Below are 18,305 nucleotides of genomic sequence, written 5' to 3'. Positions count from 1 at the left end.
TTATACAGTTTTTGAATATTCAACCAATTTATCATGCAACCACTGTGGATATTTTCCGCAAGTAGTATAAAGAATAGACAATACCGTCCACCAAATCAGACAAATGTCCCACCAAAAGCTCGCATGCTTCACATAATACACATCTAGTTTCAGACGGATAGGTAACACTTTTTCGTTGTACTCTTCCTCTTCGGTGAACTGATCTCCATAGATATAATCCCACAAGCTCGACTGAGAGGTCAGTCCGCAAGGTACAGTAGCAGCAATAGCATTCTCGCCACCACGAGTAATCTCTATCTGATCAACTGCTGCAGGACGAGGGCCTACAATTGACATTGTGCCGTTAAGGATGTTCAAGAGCTGAGGTAGTTCATCAATCTTCAGTCGGCGCATAATCTTGCCCCACCAGAAGATTCTATCCTGCTCTGGACGAAGACTCGCCTCACTTGCTCCACGAACTACACGCATGGAGCGAAACTTCCACATCTTGAACTTTTTGTTGTCCTTACCCACACGATTGGCAAAGTAGAACAACGGCCCTGGGTCGCTAATCTCAGTAAGGATGATGCTCACAATCCAGATCGGGCTGGTACCTATAATGCCCAATAGGGCGCAAATCACGTCAAACAGGCGCTTAAAGAACTTATATATCATATCAAGACATTGTTTTCATAAATTATTCATACCCATGTAGTTTACGGTCGCAGAAATGCCAGATACGCCACATCGAACCCCAAAACCAGTCAAAAGAAGCGAATTGCGAGTAGGAGTAGTTCTTTCGAGTAATGCGGACAAGACTCTGCAAAGGATTCATCCTACGAAAGTTATCCGCTCATCTTTATAACCGAAATTACCACTCTGAATAATCTCATTCAAAAGGAAACGAGCATTCTTCTCATTGGGTTCTCACAGCATCCAGTTAGCGTTACCTTCAAACATCTCCCCCAACACCCACATCAACGCCTTAGCAAAGCACGTCGTGTTAAAAGAAGTCACCTCCTTCTTAACTTTCTCTACGTTCTTATCACTCTCACCACCTGCTGCTTGCAGCAGCATATAGTAGTCCATACACTGCCTCAGTCCCACGCCCTCCGTAAAAATGTTGGAAGATATGTGTCAACTGATGAACAGTATTGAAAGTTCAAGCAGTGGTCACAATCTCGTGCCTTCCAACCTCGTTTGGGATGCGTTCTTTATGTGTAAAACACTCCTCAGCCATCTCGACAAAGAACCATTGCAGACGTACGTTGGTTACGAAGTTCTACACCAACTCAGGACGATAATGTGCCTCAACCTCTACATCCTCAAACACATCCAGATGTGCATGCGTCTCGCGTAACTCTTTCGTTGGAGCCAGTTTCCGCACCAACTCTATCACACGCTCCTTGCCATTCTCTATTCAGATGTCGATGTCGCCCGACTGACGAAGCGAAGATAACTCAGAAGGATAAAAAGGAAGATTCGCCTGTCCCTTAAAGATACAGCTTCTCACTCCCTGCTTCGTAAACAATGTCTGCACCTGTCCGCATCGCTCATTCATCAGTTCATTCTGTTTCTGAATCGTTGCGGTAATTCCAAGCTATGCATCTTCAATTCGATGGGTAGATTCACCAACTGTCGTTGCTTGTTCAGTTTCTGCATCCCATCAAAGCAAACTCCTATTAATACCTGCTTCTCAGCTATGGCATACATAACCTCCTATTCCTCAGCCGAAGGCGTATGTAACAGACAAACTACCTTACCTATAGATACTCGTATCAGTTCCAAGAAAAGCGCTTCCATCAAACCTCCCTCTTCTTTTTATCCTTACTTAGTTTGGCAAAGCCTTGGAACGTGAACGCAAAGAACACCCACAGGTCAGCCCAAGAGAATATCTGGTCCGTAGTATTCTTGAACGAGAACCACGAAGGCTTACACTTGAATCGGTTAGGCGACTTTAGGAACCACAGCACATCCATGTGCATGTAGCGCAGATACTTGTGCGCCACCTCAAACTGCGGCTTCACCTCCTTACCCAGAGAGTCATCCACTATCAGCTGCGAGAAGTTCACACCCGCCTCAAAGCAGATCTTCACCGAACCCGTGATGCGAGGGTTGATCTCCATGATCTTTGCCTTACCATCGCGAGTATCCTCTATCAGGTCAATGTCGGCATAGCCTCTCCAGCCAATCTCCTGCAGCAACTTCTGACAGTCAGCCACAATATCCGGACGGTCGATGGTCTCGTTCAGCGTACTGCTCCCGCCATCTATCGGGTACCAACGCACCTTGGCAAATACACAAACGCCCTTCATCTCACCATTGCGGTCAATGAACATCTCGCACTTGTACTGCAATCCATCCTGGGGAATGTACTCCTGTATCAACATCTTGCCATACTTCTGTTCCGCCTTGTCATAGTAGCCGATCAGGTCCTGCTCGTCCTGTGCCACATGGAAGCCCACAGCTGCACAACCCGTACGAGGCTTCACTACCACAGGGAACTTCACCTTATCCTTGTTCGCCAAATAGTCCTGCTTGTCAGTAAACGACAGCGGGCAAGGCAGATCATGCTGCATACACACCAGCATCGTCTTCAGCTTGTCCGAAGCCATCTGGAAAGTCTCCCAGTCCTCCACCGCAATCACAGTCAGACCCTTCAGGTCCTCCTTATGCTGAGCCAGAATGATAGCCACATCATCGTTCATTGGAATCACCAAGTCATAATGATAAGCCTCCAGTTCCTTGCGGATAGCCCTGTACGAACCATCAGGATCGTGCGCATTGCAGTACGCCAGCAACTTCCTGTGCGGATACTTCGACGCATAGCCCGGATCCAACTTACTGCCATTGTATGTAGTCACCTCACAGCCCAACGCACGCAGCGATTTCGCCATAGGCAACACCTGTCTTGCTCTGCCCTCTATAAGCAGCACCTTTATGTCATTGTAATCTTTCATTATTTCTCTATCATTACGGTTTCACCATGTCCTTTCAGTCCCATTGTGGTAAACACTACCCTATCGCACTGGTCTGAGCCCAGCGGGAAGCGCATCACACCATATTGCAATATCAGCGGCCACATGTCCTTCTCCAGCTGCCATATGTTCACCGGCCTTCCAGCCACCAACAGCTTCATGCGGCTGAAACGATCCAACTCGTTCTCGCCACCTTCCACACCGGTCGAGAAGAACGCCCTTCCGTCCCGATACGAAGCGCAACCGTGGCAAGGCCCTTCAAAGTCAGCCACCACCTCAATCTCGCGCGTCTTCCTATCCATGCGGATGAAGTGAACAGTGTCCGAACAACTGCCCGCATCCGTACCCCACAGCAACGCATCCTCCGTGAAGCACACACCAATAGCACGCCAATCCTGACTGCCTTGGCCTATCAGCGACCACGTCACGCCATTGTCCTCGCTACGATACAGGCAACACTCCCTGTTACCCTCGCCATAGTCACCAGTGCCCATCCAAAGGCACTTCTCGTAGACATCCCACTTGATGAAGTGGATATGACGAATCTCCGCCGAAGCAAATGTCTTCACCACCTCGAACGACATACCATCGTCCACCGAACGCCACAACTTCACCACCATATCGCGATTTGGGTTCAGCACATATTCGCCAAAGAAAATCGTACCCTCAGGTGTCACGCACACCCCTTGGTGCACAGGCTTATTACCCTTAAACTCGCTCCAGGCGTTTAGCACCTTGCCCTCGGACGAAAGGATATACAGCTTCCGCTTCACCACCACCAGCAGGTTACCATTCTTCAGCGGCAACAAGTGGTGAATCCCCACACGCAACAGCTGCGAAGGTAGTCGATGCCAACTCATCAGACGATCCTTCCAACCCCCGATGCGATACTTCCTGCTCACCCGCTTCCCGTTATAATCAATGGCGAAGAACGTCATCCCCTTCGCCACCCAGATCTTATCCAGCTCTTGGTACAGCGCCTTGGCATCAATCAGTTTCTTAAACTCTATCATATCTTGTCAAAGAAACAATTAACAAAAATCAACGTTCAATTGGTGGCAATTAACGTTTAGAATCCACCACCTTCTGAAGCTCAGCCTCCAGTCCGTTCATATAATGTTCCAAGGTAAAGTGAGCCTTGAAATACTCACGTGCATTCTCCCCGCACTGATCATAGTCATGCGAATGCTCGATGTACAGCTGCATCAGCTTCGCCAGCCCCTCATAGTCGCCTGCAGGCACACAACTGCCGCACCGCGACTCGCGGATCACCTCCTGCGCACCACCATTGATGGCACCGAATATCGTCTTGCCCGTAGTCATATACATCTGCATCTTGCCTGGAATGGTATCGCCCACCTCGTTGTTACCACGGAGCGTCACCAGCAGCACATCCGCCATCTTGTAGAACTTCGGCATATCTTCGCGCTTCTGGTTGCCGTAGAAGATTACATTCTCCTCCAACCCCTCAGCCCGCACCATCTGCTCCAGTTCCTCACGCATACGCCCGTCACCCAACATGTGGATACGGTAATCCTTACGCTTACCTAGCACCTTCGCCGCCTTGATGATCACATCCGCACGCTGTCCCTTACCGATATTGCCGGCAAACATAAAATCAGCCACACCATTATTCTCAGCGCTCATATCCATGCCAAGCATACCAGTATCAGCGTGTTGAGGAAGGTAAGCCATTCTATCGAAAGCAATCCCATTCACCCGATGCAGATAATCCATAAACGGACGCGAAGTCACCAGCACCCGGTCCGCCCCCTGATACAGCTCACGACTCATCTTATTGATGGGCCACATCAGCGGATTCCTCTTACTCTTCAGCATACCCTCAGCCGACACAGGCCACACATCCAGCGTATAATATACCACCGGCACACCCGTCAGCTTCTTGTACTCCAGAGCCGCATACATCGAGGTGATAGGACTCAATTGGTAACCAAGGACTAAGTCGTAGTCACAGTTTATAGTATATAGTTTAGAGCTTTGAGACTTACCTGCCTCACTCTCAACTCTCAGTTTTAAGCTATCAGCTACCAATTTCTTCGAATTCCGCACAAAACTTACGTAGTTCCTCACCAATTGTACTGGATTCTTTCCCCTCGGCACCTGCTCCACATGCACCACCTTCACGCCCGTCTTCTCCAGGTACTCCCTTTCTCTAAGTTCTAAGCTCTCAGCAGTCTCATACCCCGGGAACACAACTCCCTTCGGGTAGTTAGGCACACCGCAAAGCACAGTTACCTCGTGCCCACGCTTCACCAGTTCCGGAACAATCTCATTGATCTGAAACTGTTCCGGGTAATAATATTGTGTTACAATAAGTATTCTCATAAAACAATGGTAATATAAACCTTGTTCCGCCCGATGGTATCACACCATATCGTTTGCACTATCACTTGTGCGGACGGACATTCCTTTATTCTTACTTACTAAAACTTCTCAAAAATTCCTGTGGATTTGATACCAATCTTGCTTTTTCTTTTAGAACTGCGTCATCTAAATTCCACCACTCCGATACCATCAACTTTTGGATAGTTTCTTCGTCGAAACGATACTTTATCACCTTAGCAGGACACCCAGCAACAACGGCATACGGTGGTACATCCTTAGTTACTATCGCTCCAGCACCAATAGCAACACCTGTTCCTATAGTCACACCTTGCATGATGGTCACACGATTGCCAATCCAAACATCATGACCAATAGTTGTACGCTTGAGAGGTTCGATCTCGAGATCGCCAAGATGAGTACCCGTACCGCCACCTACATTATAGAATATTGGTGAGCTGCTTACCCAATCCAACGGATGCTTAGCTCCACCTACCACAAAGCCATTGGCAATACTACAGAAAGAACCTATATCGCACGAATGAACCTCACTATCATAACCAATGTATGAATGACGGCCTATTGTGGAATCGTAGAACTCCGTACCGGAATAGATCTTAGCTGTCTTGTCAATCTGACTGTTCAAGACAGACTTTCCGCGAAGAACCTTCTTGAAAAACTTGGAATATAAATAACTTAGTGTCATCAGAACTTCAGATTTTTCTTGATTATATCCATCTGGTAGTATGGATTCCAGTTGGAATCAATTTCGTTGAAACAAGCTTTACGCACCTCTTCTCGGCTATCCATTTTTCTTGCGAACCAACGGCTAATTACCATTGTCAAATCATCGGTATCATCCATTGTGAAGAAATCACCGGTTACACCCGCTTGTATTGCTTCGTATTCAGGCATCTGCCACTCAAAGCAATTATGAGTAATTACGGGACAACCGAAAACCAAAGAGTGCATTGCCGTCAAGCCCACATTGCCAGGAGACACGCACAGGTCGGCATTGTAGATGAGTTCCGCATTGGTCTTCTCGTCATAGCATACACCATAGAACCACACCTGACTATCCAGCCCCAAACCTTTGACCTTAGACTTTAGACTTTCGCTCTCACTACCATCTCCCACAAACACCAGATTGTACTTCTCATCCTTATTTCTGAGACAAACCAACGCATCCACCAACATATCCAACTTCTTCACCTTGGTCAGGCGACCGATGAAGATAATAGTAGGCAGATTATTTTGGAAGTGATCCTTGTAGATGTCCGAAGGGTGGATGCTCTCGCGAAGCGCCTTCTGGGTATCGTAATCCAGCGAGTTATGGATAGCAAAGAGCTTCTCCTCGGAAATGCCTTGCTCAATGAGCAGACGCTTTGCACGATCACCATACACGAAGGTGCCTGAAGCATGGCGATAGAGCCACAACTTCATCTTTGCATCCAAGCCGCCTTCCTTGCCATACCATCCGTGTGTCCACAAATAGAAGCGCTTCTTAGGAAAGAAAGTGTATGCCAATGCAAAAAAGAGCCAATCGCTCATAGAACGGGTCTCTGGCAGGATTAGATAGTTCTTGTAGTCACTCTTGAAAAGCAAAAACAAATAGTTTCGCTTCCAATACCATTTCTGGGGATTACCGTAGGTCTTGTAATACGTCACGTTCTTCAACAACGACGTATCCATTTCCTTTATGTCGGACTTTGTTTCACCAAAGTACCAATCGCAATCATACTCTTTGTCGATTGCCCGAAATACCGCCTCGCGATAGCGAGGAGCAGTATTATATATTACACAAAGTTTTTGCATATTAATATTTCGACTTATAGTCTTTTCCGTATTTTTCTAATATCTCGTGAAGTTCAGAACGGAATCCTTTTTGCTCTGAAATCTGGAAAAATGAATTGTACGCGAGGATTACCATCTATCAATACTCATCCGTTTTCAGTAAAGGCTAAGTCCAAACTTGCGTAATGGATATCTGTATTATGAAGTGCCAGTTTCTTTGCTGTTTCGTTAGCTTCTTTCCAGTAAGGTACCATGAAGCCGATTAATGGGAAACCGGTGTCAGGACGATTGGTATAAATGTTCCCGTACTCATCGACTACTGTCAAGACTTCTCCTGTTTCAGGATTACAAGAGGTAAATACACCACCGCTTCCAGCATTATCTACAACACTTTTTCCTCTGCCGATACGTATATAAGGATGGAATACGGTTACATCTCCATCAAAACAAATAGTATGGATTCGTAATGTATTGACTGATTCTTTATGCAAGACAGCCATACGTTCGTCTTACTTGATAATCTCTTCTGCAATGAATCCTTTAAGATATTCAGTGTCTGTAATCTTTGCTTTAAGCCCTCCTTGTCAGAGGTGTTTTCTATGATTTGAATACCCTTACCAAAAGAACCATCAAGAGGCTTTATTATCAGCCTGCCAGAGATCTCAAACAAACCGGATAGAGTCCACCATTCCCCATTGGATTGGTAATGCAGCATGCTTTTCGAGCGAAAAACTCTCCAAACTCCTAATAGTTTTCCCACTTGTCACCGAGAATTCTTCTTACATTTGCTGTATTCATAAAATCTGCCACATAGACATGTTCGTCCTCACAAACGAATGAACGGCGTTCTACCTCGAATAAAGATTCGTAATGATGCAAATAGAACTAGCCAAAACATGTGTGGGCTGCTCTAATTTTCTTGAATTCAGCATCTAAGTCCCCTACAACCCCAAAGTTTTTAAATACCAGTTTTGAAATTCAGTTTAACCTATAATACCAATATAACTTTTTTTCGATGTAGCTTGACTTAATCAGTTATGCAATCTTTTGTTTCATACATTTATGAATTAATGTGTTCTATAATACTCTCCCATTTCATTGATGGCCTTTTGCGTCCATCTGCGGAAGATACAGCCATCAGGAGTAAGAGTCATTTCACCAAACCAAATTTTGTTACCGTTAGAGTACAAATCTACTCGAACCATATCTATACCAGATGCTAGTTTTTTTGCACATTCAAGCATTTGAGTTAGATTGGCAGGCTTGCTTACTAATTCGCTTTTATCATGCTTTGCAATGCAATAATCAAACAAAGGCTTCCAGTTGACATCATAAGGAATATAATCAGCATGACCAGATTCACGATCATTGCAAACAAGAATAGCCTTGACTTCGCCTTTAAGGCAGATGAACTTATAATCTATTGGGAATCCGCCGGTACCATCATCGATAAATTCCTCACATACAACTTTTCTCGAAATCAGATTATAATGACGTTCTGAAAAAGCGAACTTCGGAGATACGAGCCATTTATCAATCTGGCTCCTCAGTTCATTTTCTGTATATTGAGATTTTTTCGTACAAATGAGATTCATACCAGCCCCCCAATTAGCCTTGAGCGCAAATTTTTGGGGTAATTCAGAATAGATTAACTCATCTCCCTTAGAATAACAGTTCACAAGGCTTGTTAATGTGTCAGCATACCCGCACTTCTTCACGTACTCGCGAACCAAATACTTATCTGCCAGTTGATAGTACTGATTGACTTGCCCATCCAACAATCTCTTTATCCACAACTCAGAAAGATCTTTAGGACAAGTTAGATTCGGCCATTTATGACGATGATGGTAGTATGCCAAACAAAAATGTATTCTTGGGAAGAATTTTGAAATTATTCTCGATACAATCTTATTTAATGATTCCATATTAGTTATTTTGCTATTAAAGGTTCAAATGGGTCTTTGCCATTGGCGATACAATATTCTCTTACTGCCATTTGCTGACGATAGTTTTCTTCTCCGTAATTAATACTAGCAAGAATTGAATTGTTTTTATTGATAATCTCAAGCAATGGACACCTATTCATAATTGCAACGATTCTGTGGCCAGAATAGCGACACATAGAGTTTAACCACACATCATCTGCTGTTCGACAAATAGACATAAACGTATCTTTGTCCTTTGCAATTTCAGGCAAAAAGCCAGCAGGAAATAATGTTCCTCCACCGCTACCAATGAAAACTGACCATGATGGTTGAAAGGCGACGTCACGATTTTTATTGCGAATAAATCGGACATTCCCCGAGTCGTCTATTCCTACTTGATTTGAATACCTACCTACAACGCAATCAGGATACATTGTAGCAGCCTCCATAATTGAAGAGATTGTATTAGTTGGATAAATCAAGTCATCATCAAATGTTATCAAATGATCATTCGGATAGTCTCTTAAAACATAATAATACTTTTTATGTGAGCGCAAATCGCCATCACACAATCGAATCTGAAGTCCGCGAGTTTGCAGATTTTGTAATCGTTTCGGTAATACGTCAATTGAAGAAAACTGTTCTTTAGATAACCATAGAAATAACATATCCGGCTTTTGGGATTGTCTCAGAATACTCTCTATCACAATCCATATATTATCAATACGAGCAGGAAATGTTGTAAGTGATGCAATAATTCGACCTTCTGTCTTCTGAGTAGCGTCTATTCTATATTGGGGATTATTTGCTGTTCTGTTAAACCAAAAGGGAACCATAATATTCGTTAATCTCTGAATAATATGCCGGAACACAGAATTAATCTTAGTCCTTTCTAAAAAATTGCTATTATTGCAGAAAATTGCGTACGACTTATATAGATAATTTACCATTGCTATATTTGTTTATATTTTTTAAAGTACCAGTATGGGAAAATAAACATAAAAGAGTAGAATACTGATGACAAGTAGTTATTGTTCGCGAACAAAAATAGTAACATATTAGCCAGAACAACGAATACGATACCAGAACTTAAATCATGACTTGTCCTATACATACGTAGAGCTACACTGGCAAACTTGGCAATATAGTATATAACCAAAGGAACGAAAAGTAGTGTAAAGTCATTTGCAAGCCAAAGATAACATGAGTGCCAATTAACGTATGAGTCAACTCCTAACCTTTCCATCTGCATCTGATAACTATCCAGTTCAGGGTTGAAGAACAGGAAATCCTGAGCTATTGACTGGAGAGCAGGATTATTGCCGAAAAAACCTCCCCAATGGAAATCGAGCAAATAAATGTTCTCCAAAAACATATAGCCTTGTGTAAGGTAGCTAAAGATATAAAGCAACAAAATTTGAAATCTATAAGGAAGAATATCCAAAAATGCATTGGTGTCAACAGTAACAGAAGATCCTAATGCTAGATAATCTCCTCCCTTAAGTTCCTCAAAACTACCGCCACTTCGACCTTCCATATTGTAGAAGAATATAGAAACGACAAAAAGAAGCGCAAATATGCCTAATATGCTGAGTCTTGTAATTTTCGCTGTCGATAATGTCTCATTAGGTATCTGCATCATGATTGCTAAGCAAGCGCATGATACGAGCATAATAACACCAAAGTTAGTTCCTGTTCCCATTGAATAAAAGCCTTCAAATACGAGAAGGACAGCAACAAGGATTTTTATTATTGTCTTTAATTGTTTCCAACAAATCAGCGCGAAAATAAAGAAGATAGAATCAATAACCGAAGTGATAAAATAGACAGTCCAAGGGATGGTTCTACCTCCGTGCATGAATGTACGTCCCATATGCGGATCGGCAACTCCAATCGCAATTCGATTGATCAGTACACCGAAATCAAGAGGAGGCAGATACAACATATAGGCGTATCTGATGGTAAACGTACATAAATAAAATATGAGCACAATATTAAAAGTCTTCGGAGTAATCTGAAGACTTGGTTGAGACTCTAAATAGCACGTCTTATTTTGTCCTTTCTGGAATCCAAGCTTCATCATAAATATATTTAGAGCAATATAGAATATATTTAAAAAGTGATAGCCAGAATTTATGCTTAATGGCGTGATGATATACATCAAAAGTGTAAACACATTAAAACACAATAACACCTTAAGTATAAGACTTTCAGTTCTCATTATTTTCATAAATTTGATTAATGAATGTATCTGTAGCAGCATTTATATCCATCCGCTTTAGATACTCCTCTCTTTCAGAATAATCTATTGAACCAATGTTATTTATGCAAGACTCCATGGCGTTATTAAATTCTTCTGCACGATGATGTACATGCAATATAGTTTGTGAAGTCTTAAACATTGAACGAACAGGGCTTCCATTGCCAGACTCTGAAATAATCAATCTATTGTATGGCAGATAACTAATGACTTTACTTGACAAAAAAACATCATTGTCAAAGTTTGCATTTACATCAATCAACGCAACGCACTTTTTATATATCTGGGCAAGATCCGTTGTATATGAGATAAATTCAATACTATCCAATAAGTCTGCATAATGTTCTTTGATGTATGTATCCAAATTACCCGAACCTACAAAAATCATCTTTGCTAAAGGATGATTCTTAAGGAAAAGCTTAAATCCATCAAGTAGGGCATCTGGATTTCGCACACCATACATCTTACCAGCATAGACAAATGAAGGTGTAATATCTTCAATTGGTAATTTTTGAAGCGATGTCTCTTTTGATGGATTTGGCAGAACCACAGATTTTATATTGGGATTACCGATAATCCCTAACTCGTAGGTCAGCATTTCTTGGTTGGTCATGCACAGGACATTCACCTTTTGCATATACTTCCTCACACAACGTTTCATGGCAGAAGTGTACATTCCCTCTTTTTCCCATGGGAAAGGTGCTGGAACTGCATCTACACAATAGCAGATATGCTTCACTTTCCTATGAGATACAAATATATCAGCAGCCATAACGGATGCATAGAAAGCGGACGACATGAGGCTTACAACAACGTCATACGCTTTGGAGTTCAATATACCTTGGATATCCTTTGCCCACTTCTTCTGTGTATGATAGAAGCCAAATATATTAAACAAAAATGTTCTTAGCCTCCATGATGGAATTCTCTTCTGCGGTACATAGTTAACGCTTCCTCTATGTTCCTTTGGTGCCCGATAATCTAAAGTAGAAGTAATAATGTCAAACTCTATCTTTTTAGACAGACCTGTCAGAATGTTTCTAAACACTAATCCTGGCGCATTATTACCCAGATTATCTGCAATAATAGCTATCTTCATTTTTACCTTTTAATTATTCGTAATAGAAGGGATTTCTCATTTTTATCTAAGACACAAATCCAAGATACAAGTGCGATAGAAGTCCATGATGTTACACAAACGATAAGAAGTCTAAATAGTCCTTGTTCCATATAATTGTAAATAACTAAAGGAACAATATTGCTTACTATCGTCAAGATGACAATTGGGATTGTGAAATCCAATACAAGTTCTTTGACGCTATATTCTACGTATGATCGCAAAAGGCAATAGCGTATAACCAATGCTATCGAAGAGAGTGATATTGATACATAAAATGTAGAGTCAAAGCTCATACCTATTTTTAACATAAGATATGAAAGTGGGAGATTCATCAATAAGACTCCACTTACAATTATCTGATACTTTCTGATAGACCCAGTAGCCTGCATCAGCGTATGAAGTGGTCCTGCCAATGAGCAGACTAAGATATCAATCATAGCCAATCTCACAAACATAATAGAATATTCCGGTACTTCTTTCAACCAGAGTTTCAACACATAAGAACATTCCAGCAAAAAAGGAATCACAATGAATAGAAGCAATATGTATGAAAGCTTGGACGATGATGACAGAAGTCTGAATACAGACTTATCTCCTGTTGCGTATGCCTTCATGATTGGTGGATTGGTAGCCAACTGAAAGTTTGTAACCAATTGGTTTGCAGCGCCACTCACTTGGAAGGCAATAGCTCTTGCCGCATTTACTATCGGACCACCAAAAATATTAAGAACGATATTTACACCTTGATTATAGACAATGCCAGCAAAAACACCTATTAGGTTCCAGCCCGCAAAGCAGCTCATTTCCCCAAACAATTTTTTGTTCCAAAATCGCTTATACTTTCCTTCTTCATAATGCGATATACAATACCACATATAGAACAGTTGGATTGTAACAGCTACAATCATCAGCAAGACACCATAGAGAATGAGCTTGTCCAAAATACTATAAACCAAAGCAATGGCAATAGCAAGCTTTGCAAACACTTCGATCAGACTTATTGCTGCAAATGCTCCCATATTCTCCCTCGCAATAATCAAGGCCTTATAGGGAACGTTCATAATTCCGAAGAATAAAACAATGACAGACAGATGAAAAATCCACAATGCAGCCTCCATGCGCTCAAGTGGAATAACCAACTTGGTTTGCACAAAATACAATCCGATAGGTTCTGCGATTATCACCATAGCCAAAGCGAGGATGAGGTGGATAGTAACACCCATACTGAATATCTGGTTGAGTCTCTCATGATTGTTCTCCTTCATCTCAACGGTCAGAAAACGCTGAACCGAGGTGTGCATTGCACTATTCAGGAAACCAAAAGACACAACAAATCCTGTGACTACGTTATAAATACCAAAGTCACTCGCGCCAAGTGTGTTAAGCACCACTCTTGACGTATATAACGTTACTATCATTGATAGCAACATTCGTCCATACAAGAACATTGTATTCTTTGCTATTCGTGACCCTCTACTTTCTTCCATTATGGATAATATTTCAAAACTGAAGTATAATAAATTGTATTAATACTTCCCTTCTATCTGGCCTGTATTCTGTTTTGATACAAGTTGTAATGTTTATATATTGGCTTACGAGCCTCAAATCTAATCATGAATCTACTGATTCTCTTTAATAGTTTTTTCTTTTTGTATCTAGCTAATGCAGATAGTCTTTGGCTATGGAAAGGATTAAGACTCTTAATAAAGAATTCTTCTGCCGAAGGAATTGATGATAAAAAATGATGTATTGTCTTACTTCCTCTGTTTGGTACTATTATGAATTGATTTGAAATTTGATTACTTTTGGCAATATCCTCATTTACGAAGAATATAATTGCGTTATTTGAGTCGAATGAACGGAAAAAGTCGTTTATAAAATCTATTCTTCTGCAAACATAGTCCAACTCGTTTTCATCCTCTATATATCTAACAAAAAGACTGGCATCACTCAGACACTTATACAGGCATTCTATCCTTCTAATATATTTGTTTTGAACACTGTCAAACTGGTCTTCAAAGGGAATATGGCACGAAAAGTCATGGTAAAAATGAAGTTTACTTTGAACGTCATAATAATACTTTGGATTAATATCATATTCTTGTTGCATGTTTTCTTTGCTCATGAACCCAGCGAATTTACTCCTAATTAAAAACAATACATTTTCAAATGAAGATGAAATTAATCAATCAAAGGGTAGTGATTCAAATTCGAGGTCAGATTCCTCTATGGAGATGGTGATTGGCTCGAAACAATGGTTACATTGTATCTTGATGTTCATTGTGAATTATTTTGTAGCAGGCAACGGATTCGATCCGCAGCTTCACACCTGTTGCCTACTTAGTTATTGGACAAAATCCTGATAAAATTGGATTTTACTTTGCAAGCTTTAGAACTTCGTTCAACTCGTTTTGGATGTACTCCAACGAAGCAATCTTTGCCTTGGTCTCCTCAAGATTCAGACGACAGGTGTTGTCAGAGTTGAATTCAGAGAGCTCGCAACGCTTGGCATCACCCTCAGTGAAGAACTGGTCATAGTTCAAACTACGGTTATCAGCTGGTACACGATAAAAGTCGCCCATATCCTCGGCCTTGGCGCATTCTTCGTTGGTGAGGAGAGTTTCGTACATCTTCTCGCCATGGCGGATGCCAATGACCTTAATATCCTCCTTCTTGCCACCAAAGAGCTCGCAGACAGCTTCAGCTTGTGTCTGGATGGTACAAGCTGGAGCCTTCTGAACGAGGATATCACCGTTTTGACCATGTTCGAAGGCAAATAATACGAGATCGACAGCCTCTTCGAGCGACATGATGAAGCGGGTCATATTAGGCTCGGTGAGGGTGATTGGGTTGTCGTGACGGATTTGATCAATCCATAAAGGAATAACTGAACCACGAGAACACATGACGTTGCCATAACGGGTGCAGCAGATCTTGGTGCTACCTGAGTAACGTGACTTAGCAACGGCGATCTTCTCCTCGATGGCCTTGGTAATGCCCATAGCATTAATAGGATAAGCAGCCTTGTCAGTTGAGAGGCAGATAACTGCTTTCACGCCTGCTTCGATAGCTGCGGTAAGTACGTTGTCAGTACCAATCACATTGGTCTTAACAGCCTCCATAGGGAAGAACTCGCAAGAGGGAACCTGCTTCAATGCAGCTGCATGGAAAATGTAATCAACACCAGGCATGGCGTTCTTGCACGACTGGAGGTTGCGGACGTCACCGATGAAGAACTTGATCTTATGGGCCACCTCCGGCATCTTAGCCTGATACTCATGACGCATATCATCCTGCTTCTTCTCATCACGTGAGAAAATTCGGATTTCTGCGATGTCAGTCTTAAGAAATCGATTGAGGACTGCATTACCGAATGATCCTGTGCCACCGGTAATCATAAGGGTTTTACCAGTAAAAATATTCATAATTAATAACTATTTATAATTTGTTGTTGAATTGTATCTTTTAGTCTTTGCCCACTGGATCAAAAAAAGTATCTGGTCTTTCTGGATTAAAAATCTCATTGCAGTACATAACAGTGACGAGGTCTTGGGTGTCCGAGAGGTTGATGATGTTGTGGGTGTAACCTGGAAGCATGATGACGCTTTGGATCTTATCACCAGAAACTTCGTATTCAAGGATTGGTGCATCGAGATTAGCTTCGTTACGCATCTGAATCAATCCATGACCGCTGACTACGATGAATTGTTCCCACTTAGTGTGGTGCCAGTGTTCCCCCTTAGTGATTCCTGGTTTAGAGATGTTGATACTGACCTGACCACAATTGAGAGTGTGAACAAGTTCGGTGAAGGAGCCACGGTTATCTACGTTCATTTTGAGATTGAAGACGGCCTTGTCCTTAGGTAGATAACTAAGATAGGTGCTGTAGAGGCGTTTTGCGAATGAATCAGCCGGCATTTCAGGAATCATGAGGGTCTGAGGCATATCGCGAAACTTGTAAAGCAGGTCAACGATTTCTCCGAGCTTGACGTGATGGGTAATTGGGACTGTACAATAACGGCCATCAGCAGTAAGGACTGTCTCAACGCCATCGAACTCACAATGGTGTTCTTCACCTTTGAGAGCACAAATCATTTCCTCTACAAGGTCATCGATGTAGAGGAGCTCCATATCTACGGTTGGGTCATTGACGGTGATAGGAAGGTCATTAGCAATATTGTTACAAAAAGTAGCAACAGCTGAGTTGTAATTAGGACGGCACCACTTACCATAGAGGTTCGGGAAACGATATACAAGCACCTTAGCGCCTGTATCTTCGCCATACTGGAACATGAGTTCCTCACCAGCCTTCTTGCTCTTACCGTACTCGCTAGTGCCGAAGCGTCCTGCGAGGGTGGCTTGGATAGAGCTGCTAATCATCACTGGACAATTGTTCTTGTATTTCTTGAGGGTGTTCAGAAGAACTGTGGCAAAGCCGAAGTTGCCCTCCATGAACTCCTTTGGTTCTTGAGGACGGTTGACACCAGCGAGATTAAAGACGAAGTTGCATTCTCGGGACCACTGGTCGAGTTGCTCGGAAGTAGAGTCTAGGTCATACTCGAATACTTCGTCAATGACAAGGTCGCCGTAACACTTGGCCTTACCGGTCTTTATATTATTAAGCTGAGCGCAAAGGTTCTTACCCACGAAGCCCTTTGCGCCTGTAACTAAAACTTTCATGATTCTTAAATTTCTTTACGCCAAACCATCTTGTTGACTACTCCAACATATGATTGGATAATCTTGACAACTTTGGTTGAGACATTTTCATCTGTATAGTTAGGAACTGGTGTACCATAGTCATCATTCTTGACGAGTTCTACTGCTGTATCGACCGACTGGAGAAGACCTTTGGTATCGATACCAGAGAGAATGAAGCCTGCTTTATCAAGTGACTCTGGACGTTCGGTAGAGGTACGGATGCAGACTGCTGGGAATGGATGGCCAACGCTAGTAAAGAAGCTACTCTCCTCTGGAAGTGTACCTGAGTCTGAAACTACAGCAAAGGCGTTCATCTGGAGGCAGTTGTAGTCATGGAAGCCAAGAGGTTGCTGTACCTGTACACGTGGGTCAAGCTGGAAGCCCGAAGCTGCAAGGCGATTGCGCGAACGTGGGTGGCAACTGTAGAGGATAGGCATATCATATTTCTCTGCCATAGTATTAATAGCGTTGAAGAGCGAGAGAAAGTTTTTCTCGGTGTCAATATTCTCTTCACGGTGAGCAGAGAGGAGAATGTATTTGCCCTTTTCCAATCCAAGACGCTTGTGAACATCAGATGCTTCAATCTCGGCAAGGTTCTGATGTAGTACCTCTGCCATCGGTGAGCCTGTAACATAAGTGCGCTCTCGAGGGAGTCCGCACTCTGCAAGGTATCTTCTTGCATGCTCCGAATAGGCGAGGTTGACATCTGAAATGATGTCCACGATTCTTCTGTTGGTCTCTTCGGGGAGACATTCGTCCTTGCAACGGTTACCTGCTTCCATGTGGAAGATGGGAATGTGAAGACGTTTTGCTCCAATAACGCTCAAGCAAGAGTTGGTATCACCAAGGACAAGAACAGCATCTGGCTTGGTGGCTACCATAAGCTTATAGCTTGCGTTGATGATGTTGCCACAGGTTGAGCCTAAGTCATCACCTACTACATCCATATAAACCTCTGGTTCCTTGAGATTTAGATCTTTGAAAAATACGCCATTGAGGTTGTAGTCATAGTTCTGTCCTGTATGGGCAAGGATAACGTCAAAGTACTGACGAGTTTTGTTAATGACGGCTGCAAGGCGGATAATCTCAGGACGAGTACCCATGATAATGAGTAACTTCAGTTTTCCATTATTCTGGAAACTGACATTTGAATAGTCTGTACGGAGTTCCATTATTGTATCAATTTAATATGTTCATCCTATCAG

The 18,305-nt window shown here is 42.5% G+C and carries 19 protein-coding genes; all 19 read right to left on the bottom strand.

Annotated features, from left to right (window positions below; genetic code table 11):
* Nucleotides 1-654, bottom strand: a complete 654-nt coding sequence (locus NBH01_RS05945; RefSeq protein WP_055229395.1) for a sugar transferase — start codon at nucleotides 652-654, stop codon at nucleotides 1-3.
* 22 nt (nucleotides 655-676) lie between these two features.
* Nucleotides 677-814, bottom strand: a complete 138-nt coding sequence (locus tag NBH01_RS05940) for a hypothetical protein (protein ID WP_153882651.1) — start codon at nucleotides 812-814, stop codon at nucleotides 677-679.
* Nucleotides 815-906: 92 nt separating this feature from the next.
* Nucleotides 907-1,068 (bottom strand): hypothetical protein, encoded by a 162-nt coding sequence (locus NBH01_RS05935; protein WP_153882650.1) that lies wholly within the window; start codon nucleotides 1,066-1,068, stop codon nucleotides 907-909.
* Between the two features lie 331 nt (nucleotides 1,069-1,399).
* Nucleotides 1,400-1,540, bottom strand: coding sequence for a hypothetical protein (locus tag NBH01_RS05930; RefSeq protein WP_117977909.1), 141 nt, complete (start codon nucleotides 1,538-1,540; stop codon nucleotides 1,400-1,402).
* 241 nt (nucleotides 1,541-1,781) lie between these two features.
* A complete protein-coding gene (locus NBH01_RS05925; RefSeq protein ID WP_055229396.1) occupies nucleotides 1,782-2,939 on the bottom strand; it encodes a carboxylate--amine ligase in 1,158 nt (385 codons plus the stop codon).
* On the bottom strand, nucleotides 2,939-3,970 hold the full coding sequence (locus NBH01_RS05920; RefSeq protein WP_055229397.1) for a WD40/YVTN/BNR-like repeat-containing protein: 1,032 nt from the start codon (nucleotides 3,968-3,970) through the stop codon (nucleotides 2,939-2,941). Before NBH01_RS05920 ends, NBH01_RS05925 begins: the two co-directional genes overlap by 1 nt.
* A 49-nt stretch (nucleotides 3,971-4,019) precedes the next feature.
* A complete protein-coding gene (locus NBH01_RS05915) occupies nucleotides 4,020-5,303 on the bottom strand; it encodes a glycosyltransferase family 4 protein (protein WP_250700032.1) in 1,284 nt (427 codons plus the stop codon).
* Nucleotides 5,304-5,394: 91 nt separating this feature from the next.
* On the bottom strand, nucleotides 5,395-6,006 hold the full coding sequence (locus NBH01_RS05910) for a CatB-related O-acetyltransferase (protein ID WP_055229399.1): 612 nt from the start codon (nucleotides 6,004-6,006) through the stop codon (nucleotides 5,395-5,397).
* The gene (locus NBH01_RS05905) at nucleotides 6,006-7,115 is read right to left on the bottom strand and encodes a glycosyltransferase (RefSeq protein WP_055229400.1); all 1,110 of its coding nucleotides are present in this window, start codon (nucleotides 7,113-7,115) and stop codon (nucleotides 6,006-6,008) included. The genes NBH01_RS05910 and NBH01_RS05905 overlap by 1 nt, the downstream gene beginning before the upstream one ends.
* Nucleotides 7,116-7,240: 125 nt before the next feature.
* Nucleotides 7,241-7,594: a sugar-transfer associated ATP-grasp domain-containing protein gene (locus NBH01_RS05900; protein WP_055229401.1), complete on the bottom strand. Its 354-nt coding sequence runs from the start codon at nucleotides 7,592-7,594 to the stop codon at nucleotides 7,241-7,243.
* Between the two features lie 567 nt (nucleotides 7,595-8,161).
* Nucleotides 8,162-9,019 carry an ATP-grasp fold amidoligase family protein gene (locus tag NBH01_RS05895; protein WP_055229402.1) on the bottom strand — a complete coding sequence of 286 codons (858 nt, stop codon included), beginning with the start codon at nucleotides 9,017-9,019 and terminating at the stop codon, nucleotides 8,162-8,164.
* Nucleotides 9,020-9,024: 5 nt separating this feature from the next.
* The gene (locus NBH01_RS05890) at nucleotides 9,025-9,855 is read right to left on the bottom strand and encodes a hypothetical protein (protein WP_130042169.1); all 831 of its coding nucleotides are present in this window, start codon (nucleotides 9,853-9,855) and stop codon (nucleotides 9,025-9,027) included.
* 116 nt (nucleotides 9,856-9,971) lie between these two features.
* A complete protein-coding gene (locus tag NBH01_RS05885; RefSeq protein ID WP_130042168.1) occupies nucleotides 9,972-11,102 on the bottom strand; it encodes a hypothetical protein in 1,131 nt (376 codons plus the stop codon).
* Nucleotides 11,103-11,229: 127 nt separating this feature from the next.
* Nucleotides 11,230-12,378 (bottom strand): glycosyltransferase family protein, encoded by a 1,149-nt coding sequence (locus NBH01_RS05880; protein WP_055229405.1) that lies wholly within the window; start codon nucleotides 12,376-12,378, stop codon nucleotides 11,230-11,232.
* A gap of 2 nt (nucleotides 12,379-12,380) precedes the next feature.
* Nucleotides 12,381-13,886 carry a lipopolysaccharide biosynthesis protein gene (locus NBH01_RS05875; protein WP_055229406.1) on the bottom strand — a complete coding sequence of 502 codons (1,506 nt, stop codon included), beginning with the start codon at nucleotides 13,884-13,886 and terminating at the stop codon, nucleotides 12,381-12,383.
* A 53-nt stretch (nucleotides 13,887-13,939) separates the two neighbouring features.
* Nucleotides 13,940-14,524 (bottom strand): hypothetical protein, encoded by a 585-nt coding sequence (locus NBH01_RS05870; RefSeq protein WP_055229407.1) that lies wholly within the window; start codon nucleotides 14,522-14,524, stop codon nucleotides 13,940-13,942.
* A gap of 250 nt (nucleotides 14,525-14,774) precedes the next feature.
* Nucleotides 14,775-15,824 carry a polysaccharide biosynthesis protein gene (locus tag NBH01_RS05865; RefSeq protein WP_055229409.1) on the bottom strand — a complete coding sequence of 350 codons (1,050 nt, stop codon included), beginning with the start codon at nucleotides 15,822-15,824 and terminating at the stop codon, nucleotides 14,775-14,777.
* A gap of 40 nt (nucleotides 15,825-15,864) precedes the next feature.
* Nucleotides 15,865-17,079 (bottom strand): polysaccharide biosynthesis C-terminal domain-containing protein, encoded by a 1,215-nt coding sequence (locus NBH01_RS05860; RefSeq protein ID WP_055229410.1) that lies wholly within the window; start codon nucleotides 17,077-17,079, stop codon nucleotides 15,865-15,867.
* Between the two features lie 5 nt (nucleotides 17,080-17,084).
* Nucleotides 17,085-18,272 carry a non-hydrolyzing UDP-N-acetylglucosamine 2-epimerase gene (wecB, locus tag NBH01_RS05855; RefSeq protein WP_250700031.1) on the bottom strand — a complete coding sequence of 396 codons (1,188 nt, stop codon included), beginning with the start codon at nucleotides 18,270-18,272 and terminating at the stop codon, nucleotides 17,085-17,087.
* Nucleotides 18,273-18,305 lie beyond the last annotated feature (33 nt).

Origin of the sequence: Bacteroides sp. B1-V-101, assembly GCF_023656585.1 — a bacterium.
GTDB classification, from domain to species: Bacteria; Bacteroidota; Bacteroidia; order Bacteroidales; family Bacteroidaceae; genus Bacteroides; species Bacteroides thetaiotaomicron.
This window is presented reverse-complemented; position numbering and strand designations above follow the sequence as displayed.

Coding starts and splice junctions, on each gene's coding strand:
- NBH01_RS05945 (WP_055229395.1), bottom strand. CDS start 654: ATGATATATAAGTTCTTTAAGCGCCTGTTTGACGTGATTTGCGCCCTA.
- NBH01_RS05940 (WP_153882651.1), bottom strand. CDS start 814: ATGAATCCTTTGCAGAGTCTTGTCCGCATTACTCGAAAGAACTACTCC.
- NBH01_RS05935 (WP_153882650.1), bottom strand. CDS start 1,068: ATGGACTACTATATGCTGCTGCAAGCAGCAGGTGGTGAGAGTGATAAG.
- NBH01_RS05930 (WP_117977909.1), bottom strand. CDS start 1,540: ATGAATGAGCGATGCGGACAGGTGCAGACATTGTTTACGAAGCAGGGA.
- NBH01_RS05925 (WP_055229396.1), bottom strand. CDS start 2,939: ATGAAAGATTACAATGACATAAAGGTGCTGCTTATAGAGGGCAGAGCA.
- NBH01_RS05920 (WP_055229397.1), bottom strand. CDS start 3,970: ATGATAGAGTTTAAGAAACTGATTGATGCCAAGGCGCTGTACCAAGAG.
- NBH01_RS05915 (WP_250700032.1), bottom strand. CDS start 5,303: ATGAGAATACTTATTGTAACACAATATTATTACCCGGAACAGTTTCAG.
- NBH01_RS05910 (WP_055229399.1), bottom strand. CDS start 6,006: ATGACACTAAGTTATTTATATTCCAAGTTTTTCAAGAAGGTTCTTCGC.
- NBH01_RS05905 (WP_055229400.1), bottom strand. CDS start 7,115: ATGCAAAAACTTTGTGTAATATATAATACTGCTCCTCGCTATCGCGAG.
- NBH01_RS05900 (WP_055229401.1), bottom strand. CDS start 7,594: ATGGCTGTCTTGCATAAAGAATCAGTCAATACATTACGAATCCATACT.
- NBH01_RS05895 (WP_055229402.1), bottom strand. CDS start 9,019: ATGGAATCATTAAATAAGATTGTATCGAGAATAATTTCAAAATTCTTC.
- NBH01_RS05890 (WP_130042169.1), bottom strand. CDS start 9,855: ATGGTTCCCTTTTGGTTTAACAGAACAGCAAATAATCCCCAATATAGA.
- NBH01_RS05885 (WP_130042168.1), bottom strand. CDS start 11,102: ATGATGAAGCTTGGATTCCAGAAAGGACAAAATAAGACGTGCTATTTA.
- NBH01_RS05880 (WP_055229405.1), bottom strand. CDS start 12,378: ATGAAGATAGCTATTATTGCAGATAATCTGGGTAATAATGCGCCAGGA.
- NBH01_RS05875 (WP_055229406.1), bottom strand. CDS start 13,886: ATGGAAGAAAGTAGAGGGTCACGAATAGCAAAGAATACAATGTTCTTG.
- NBH01_RS05870 (WP_055229407.1), bottom strand. CDS start 14,524: ATGAGCAAAGAAAACATGCAACAAGAATATGATATTAATCCAAAGTAT.
- NBH01_RS05865 (WP_055229409.1), bottom strand. CDS start 15,824: ATGAATATTTTTACTGGTAAAACCCTTATGATTACCGGTGGCACAGGA.
- NBH01_RS05860 (WP_055229410.1), bottom strand. CDS start 17,079: ATGAAAGTTTTAGTTACAGGCGCAAAGGGCTTCGTGGGTAAGAACCTT.
- wecB (WP_250700031.1), bottom strand. CDS start 18,272: ATGGAACTCCGTACAGACTATTCAAATGTCAGTTTCCAGAATAATGGA.